This window comes from Kitasatospora sp. NPDC059747 (assembly GCF_042732955.1).
GTDB lineage: Bacteria > Actinomycetota > Actinomycetes > Streptomycetales > Streptomycetaceae > Kitasatospora.
The window spans coordinates 1-6,630 of sequence record NZ_JBHWGV010000182.1; the positions used below are offsets into that span (position 1 = coordinate 1).

5 protein-coding genes are annotated in these 6,630 nt (G+C 73.9%); 3 read left to right on the plus strand and 2 right to left on the minus strand.

The window, feature by feature from the left end:
* Positions 1 to 158: 158 nt before the first annotated feature.
* Positions 159 to 707, minus strand: coding sequence for a CGNR zinc finger domain-containing protein (locus ACFV4G_RS40895; RefSeq protein ID WP_380448257.1), 549 nt, complete (start codon positions 705 to 707; stop codon positions 159 to 161).
* A 237-nt stretch (positions 708 to 944) separates the two neighbouring features.
* Between ACFV4G_RS40895 and ACFV4G_RS40900 the strand changes: the two genes are divergently transcribed.
* Positions 945 to 2,000, plus strand: a complete 1,056-nt coding sequence (locus tag ACFV4G_RS40900) for an alpha/beta fold hydrolase (RefSeq protein ID WP_380448259.1) — start codon at positions 945 to 947, stop codon at positions 1,998 to 2,000.
* A 75-nt stretch (positions 2,001 to 2,075) separates the two neighbouring features.
* Here the strand turns inward: ACFV4G_RS40900 and ACFV4G_RS40905 are convergent, their stop codons facing one another.
* A complete protein-coding gene (locus ACFV4G_RS40905; RefSeq protein ID WP_380448261.1) occupies positions 2,076 to 3,680 on the minus strand; it encodes a tannase/feruloyl esterase family alpha/beta hydrolase in 1,605 nt (534 codons plus the stop codon).
* 366 nt (positions 3,681 to 4,046) lie between these two features.
* Between ACFV4G_RS40905 and ACFV4G_RS40910 the strand changes: the two genes are divergently transcribed.
* Both ACFV4G_RS40910 and ACFV4G_RS40915 read left to right on the plus strand, forming a co-directional pair.
* On the plus strand, positions 4,047 to 5,681 hold the full coding sequence (locus ACFV4G_RS40910) for an ABC-F family ATP-binding cassette domain-containing protein (RefSeq protein WP_380448263.1): 1,635 nt from the start codon (positions 4,047 to 4,049) through the stop codon (positions 5,679 to 5,681).
* Positions 5,682 to 5,843: 162 nt separating this feature from the next.
* Entirely contained in the window at positions 5,844 to 6,506 is a 663-nt protein-coding gene (locus ACFV4G_RS40915; protein WP_380448265.1) for a hypothetical protein, read from the plus strand.
* Positions 6,507 to 6,630: the final 124 nt, after the last annotated feature.

Genomic DNA, 6,630 nt, shown 5'->3' on the forward strand with positions numbered 1-6,630 from the left:
TGCCCCCGCCCTCAAACCCCCCGAAACCCTCCCCCCCCCCCCCCGTTCACCCCCCCCCCCCCCCCCCCCGGGCCCCCCCCCCCCCCCGGGCCCGGGGCGGACGCATGTCCCCGAGCGGTGACCACACGCCCCGCGGGGGTCCCGCTACAGAGCGGCCGTCAGCTCCCGGCGCCGCCGTGCTGACGCGCCCGGTAGGTCGCGGCCTTGACGCGGTTCCCGCACGTCCGCATGGCGCACCACTCGCGCCGGTAGCCGCGCGAGCGGTCGAGGTAGACCTGGGTGCACTCGGGCCGGGCGCACTCGCGCAGCAGCGCCGCGTCGTCGCCGCCGAGGATCTCGACGGCCTCGCGGGCGAGCGCGGCCAGCCCCTGTGCCACGGACCCGGTCCTGGTGGCGCCCGAGGGGTGCAGGCGCAGCGTCACCGGCAGTCCCGCCGCGTGCCGGTTCACCTCGGCGATCGCCCGGGTCGGCATCGGCTGCCCGTCGAGCCGGGAGGCGACGAGCGCGTAGACCGCCTCGCGCAGGTCCACGGCGATGTCGAGGTCCGTGGCATCGGCGCCGGGCACGGTGTCGAACATCCCCGACTCGACGAACCAGGCGTCGAGTTGACCGGGCGTGGCCAGCTTCTCCACCGGCACCTCGTTGCGCCGCGCGCGGTAGGTGCCGACGAAGTCGAGGGGCAGGGTCCCACAGGGGAAGGCATGCATCACGTCACCATACTGACCAGTGACCGCTGGATGCGCAATGCCCGTGCCCCGGCCCCGGCCGTTGCCCCGGCCGCACCTTCATCACTGGCCAGACCGGTCACGACGTACGACGGCCCCTCGACACCGACCGTCAAGTGACCGATGTGACGCACGAAAGCGGAGCGGAAGAGTGACCCGCGCTCCGGACAGCCGCCTCCCCACCAGGGGACGCGTCCGCATCTCCCCGAGAGGAACCACATGATCGACAGGCGCAGTTTCACCAAGGCCGTCGGCCTCGGCGCCGGGGCGGCCGCCGCCTCGCTCACCGGTCTGCAGGGCATCGCCGGTGCGGCGCCCGCCTCCGGCCCGGCCCCCGTCGTGCCGGACGTCGTCCCCGGCACGCGCACCTCCTTCCCCGTCCTGAAGCAGGTCACCGCCGGCGTGCTCGACGTCGGCTACGCCGAACTCGGGCCCGCCGACGGGCCGGTGGTCCTGTTGCTGCACGGCTGGCCGTACGACATCCACAGCTACGTCGACGCGGCACCGCTCCTCGCCGACCTCGGCTACCGCGTGCTCGTCCCCTACCTCCGCGGCCACGGCACGACGCGCTTCCTGTCGTCCCGCACCCCCCGCAACGGCCAGCAGGCGGCCATCGCCCGCGACATCATCGCCTTCATGGACGCCCTCCGGATCGACCGCGCGGTCGTCGCCGGCTTCGACTGGGGCTCGCGCACCGGCGCCGTCATGGCGGCCCTGTGGCCCGAGCGGGTCAAGGCCCTGGTGCCGGTGAGCGGCTACCTCATCACCAACCGCGAGGCCCAGACGAAGCCGCTCGCGCCGGGCGCCGAGCGCACCTGGTGGTACCAGTTCTACTTCGCGACCGAGCGCGGCAAGGCCGCCATGCAGGACCGCACCCACCGGCGCGACCTGACCCGGTTCGTCTGGCAGACGGTCTCCCCGACGTGGCGCTTCGACGACGCCACCTTCGACCGCACCGCGGCCGCCTTCGACAACCCCGACTACGCGGCGATCGTCATCCACAACTACCGCTGGCGGCTGAGCATCGTCGAGGGCGAGCACCGCTACGACCACGACGAACACCTGCTGGCCCGCAGGCCCGCCATCGCCGTGCCGACCATCACCATGGACCCGGTCCTGGACCCGTTCACCGCCACCCCCGCCGACGGCTCCACGTACCGGGACATGTTCACCGGGCCCTACGAGCACCGCACCCTGACGGACGTGGGCCACAACCTCCCCCAGGAAGCCCCCACCCGCTTCGCCCAGGCCGTCGTCGACGTCGACCGGTTCTGACGACCGGGCACCACGCACCCCGGGCCCCCCCCCCGGGGGGGGGGGGGGGCCGGGGTGCGTCGCGCGGCGCCGGGGTCAGTCGCGGGTCGCCGGGGTGCAGCGGAAGCTGGTCGGGGCGGCCGGGTCGCCGTGGCCGTCGTAGCGGGAGACCTGCGGGTAGGGGCAGAGGTCGCGCTTCACCTGCCGGCCGGAGGCCGTCCCGAGGGTCGCCGGGAGCGTCCGCGGGGCCTTGCCCTGCTCGACCCAGGCGGTCAGGGCGCCGAGGTCGTCGGTGCGCCCGGTGAGGCCGCAGTGGGCCGTGCCGGGGGCGAGGAAGAGGCGGTAGAAGTCGTCGACCTCCTCCGGGCCGCCCATCTCCCGCTCGACCTGCTCGCGGTAGCGCACCGTGCCGTCGGCCGGGATGAACTCGTCCGCGAGCCCGTGCCAGGTGAGCAGCTTGCCGCCGGCGTCGCGGAAGGCGGAGAGGTCCGGGTCGGCCGTCCCGATGACATCGCCGTACTCGGCCACCGACTGCCGGAACAGCCGCGCCAGGTCGCCGGAGGTGAGGGACGCGACCTGGAAGGACGGGTCCTTCTTCAGCCACGTCCCCACCCACGCCGCCGGCACCGGGAACGGCGCGCCGACGCGGCTGCCCGCGGCGTCGACCGTGCTGCCCGCGAGGCCGCTCAGGTCGGCGCCGACCGGGACGCCCGGCCAGAGTTTGCGGCCCGACGGCGTGCGCGGCCCGTCCCAGATCCGCCGCACCACCTCGGCGTCCGCCTCGCTGATGGTCACCTGCTTGCCCTCGCACTCCACGGTGGTGCCGATGAGCCGCCGCGGGTTGAACCCGCACTCGTCGGGTTTGCCGACGAGCCCGTCCACCGCCCCGTCGAGCCCGTCGCACGCCCGGACGGCGGCGTCCGTGAACGCCTTGAACTCGCACGCGGTGGGGTAGGTCTTCGCCTCGTTCATCACCACCTGCGGCCACAGCGTGGCGACTTCGAACCGCGTCCAGTCGATGGCGGGCGCGTTGGCGAGGATCCCGTTGTAGTCCTCGGGATACTTCTGGGCCTCCGCGTAGCCCTGACGGCCGCCGGTGGAACAGCCGTTGAAGTACGCGTAGGAGGCGGCGCGCCCGTAATGGCCGGCGATGACGGCCTTGGCGACGACCGCCGCCTCGTGCTCGGACCGGGAAGCGAAGTTCTCCAGCAGCGCCTTGTCGACCTGCCCCGAGCCGTCGAGCGCCCACTTGGTGTCGACGTACGAGCCGACGCCGGCGTCGGTCGTGGCCGCGGCGTAGCCGCTCTTGACGACGGCCGCGAGGTTGGCGCCGTAGTCGCCGGCGGCGTAGGCGAGTCCGCCGACGGTCTGCAGGCGGCCGTTCCAGTTCTGTTGGGGCAGCCAGACCCGCACCTTGGCGTGGTCGCCCTGGCCGGGGTGGGTGAGCGTGACGGTGACGTCGCAGAAGGCCGGGACGTCGGGGATGTGCGCGTCGGACAGCGGGAACACCGCGGGCACGTCGACGGTGCCGGCGGCGTGGGCGACGGCGGTGACGCCCTCCACCCGGGTCCCTGGCGGGGCCTGCACGGCGGGGGCGACGCAGCTGTACGGGGTGCGGGTGTCCGCGATGGCGCTCGGCGCGTAGAGCGCGGCGGCGAGGGGCACGGCCGCCGCGAGGGCTGCCAGGAGTCGTCGGTTCATGGGTGTTCCCGTCCTTGGGTGTGAGCCATGGCCTCGTCAGGCCAAAAAAGTAACCGTTCTGAACGGTTATTATGCTGGCGGGTGTCCGACGCTCCGTCAAGACGCCCGGACCGCACCGCACCGTCCGAAATCCGGAGGCCGCCGCCACCCCGAACTGGTACGGTGACGAACGACGAACCCTCGTGACCGACGCGTGGAGCAGACATGGCAGGCGACGACGACATCTCCGGGTGAATCCCGGACCAGAAGGCCGTAGCGGGTGCGTGGCACCCAGCGCTTCGGCCCGATGCGTCGCGCCCAGCGCCCCTGTCCCCCTGTCTTTTCGGGCCGGACGTGCCTCCGCCCGCTCACTCCCAGGTCGCCTTCATGTCCTCTGCCTCGATCGTCTGCTCCCACCTGTCCTTCTCCTGGCCGGACGACACCCCCGTCTTCCGCGACCTCTCCTTCGCCGTCGGCACCGGCCGCACCGGCCTCGTCGCCCCCAACGGCTCGGGCAAGTCCACGCTGCTCAAGCTGGTCGCCGGGCAACTGCGGCCCGCCGGGGGCACGGTGGCGACGGCCGGCACGGTCGCGTACCTCCCCCAGGACCTGCCGCTGACGGCGGGCCTCACGGTCGCCGAGGTGCTCGGCGTCGCCGCCGTGATCCGCGCCATCGACGCGGTGGAGTCCGGCGACGTCGCCGAGGAGCACTTCACGGCCATCGGCGACGACTGGGACATCGAGGAGCGCAGCCTCGCCCAGCTCGACCGCCTCGGCCTCGCGGGCCTCCACCTGGACCGGCCGCTGGGCACGCTCAGCGGCGGCCAGGTCGTGCGACTCGGCCTCGCCGCCCAACTGCTGCGCCGTCCGGACGTGTTGCTGCTCGACGAACCGACGAACAACCTCGACCTCGGCGCCCGGCACCACCTCCACGACGCGCTGGACGACTTCTCCGGTTGCCTGCTGCTGGTCAGCCACGACCGCGCCCTGCTCGACCGGATGGACCGCATCGCCGAACTGGACTCACATGAACTCCGGCTGTACGGCGGCGATTTCACCGCCTACGAGGAAGCGGTGCAGGCCGAGCGCGAGGTCGCGGAGAAGAACGTCCGCAGCGCCGAGCAGGAGCTCAAGCGCGAGAAGCGCGAGCTGCAGCAGGCCCGCGAACGCGCCGAGCGCCGCGCCGGCAACGCGGCCCGCACCCTCAAGAGCGCCGGCCTGCCCCGCATCTTCGCCGGGAACATGAAGCGCGGCGCCCAGGAGTCCGCGGGCCGCTCCGGACAGGTGCACGCGGCCCGCGTCGACGAGGCCAAGTCCCGTCTGGACCAGGCGGAACGCGCCGTGCGCGACGACCAGCGCCTCACCCTGGACCTCACCGGCACCCGGGTGCCCGCCGGACGCGACCTCTTCATCGGCGAACACCTGCAAGTGCTGCGCGACGGCACGCCCTTGTTCGCCGGGGACGGCGTCGGCCTGAGCGTCCGGGGCCCGGAGCGGATCGCCCTCCTCGGCCCCAACGGAGCCGGGAAGACCACCCTGCTGCGCCTGCTCGCCGGGGACCTCGCCCCGGACGAGGGCCGGGTGAAGCGCGCCGACGGCCGCGTCGCCTACCTCTCCCAGCGCCTGGACCTCCTCGACCCGGACCTCACCGTCGCGCAGAACTTCGCCGCGGCCGCCCCGGAGCGGCCGGAGGCCGAGCGGATGAACCTCCTCGCCCGCTTCCTCTTCCGGGGCGCCCGGGCCCACCTGCCGGTGCGCGCGCTCTCCGGCGGCGAGCGTCTGCGCGCCACCCTGGCCTGCGTGTTGTGCGCCGAGCCCGCGCCGCACCTGCTGCTGCTCGACGAACCGACCAACAACCTCGACCTCATCAGCGTCGGGCAGCTCGAAGGCGCGCTCGACTCCTACCAGGGGGCGTTCCTCGTGGTGAGCCACGACGAGCGGTTCCTCGCCGGGATCGGGGTCGACCGCTGGCTGCGGCTGGCGGACGGGGTCCTGGAGGAGACGGGCCCTCCCGTGATCTGACGTTCCGTCAAGGAGCCCGGCGGCTGACACGTATGTTCTCCCGCGCGCTACCACGTGCGCGAACGTCACCTGACTGAAGGGTTATTTCACCTTCGACGCCGTGCGCGGGCCCTCGACACGGGTACCATGCGCAACAACGTCCACAGGCAGGAGTGACCGGTCGTGACCAGCCAATCAGCCGCCTCGCTCCGATCGCGGTACGCCGTACAGGCCGCGTCGGATCTCGCGGGGAACCGCCGCCGGCAGCAGGAGCTCGCCGACGAACTCACCAAGCTCCAGCAGGAGGAGGCGCTCCTCGTCGACATCATGTCGGTGGCCGAGCGCTACAGCGACGACACCGGGCCCGCTCCCGTCCAGGAGCAGGCCCAGGAGCCGACGCCCGCCCCGGAGCCGGCCCGCACCCAGGACGAGCCGGCCCCCGCCGACGCGTCCGCCGACACACCCACCGAGGCACCCGCCGAAGCGCCCGCCGCGAAGGCGCCGCGCCGCAAGAGGGCGCCGCGCACCCCGTCACCGCGGGCCGGCTCCACGGCCGCCCCCACGGTCAAGGCGGCCGCCAAGTCCCGCCGCGTCGCGAAGGTCCCGTCGCAGCGCCCGCTGCTGGGCGACGTCCTGACGCACCTGCTCGCCGGCCACGGCGAGCCCCGCACCGCCAAGGAACTGCGCGACGAGTTCCTGGTGGCGCACCCGGACCGCGAGCCCACCCCGCAGGTCGTGCGCAACGCCCTCGGCGCGCTCGTCGCGAAGGGCCGCATCGAGCGCCGCAAGGACCAGCGGTCGGTGATGTACAGCCTCGTCGAGGACGGCGGCACCCCGGCCGGCTGACCCCCTCGGGGAACACCAGCGGGGGGGGGGGGGGGGCGCCCCCCCCCCCCGGGGCGGCCGGCCCCCCCCCCCCCCCCCGGGCGCGCCCCCCCCCCCGCCCGGAGCGCCAGAACCCACCCCGCGA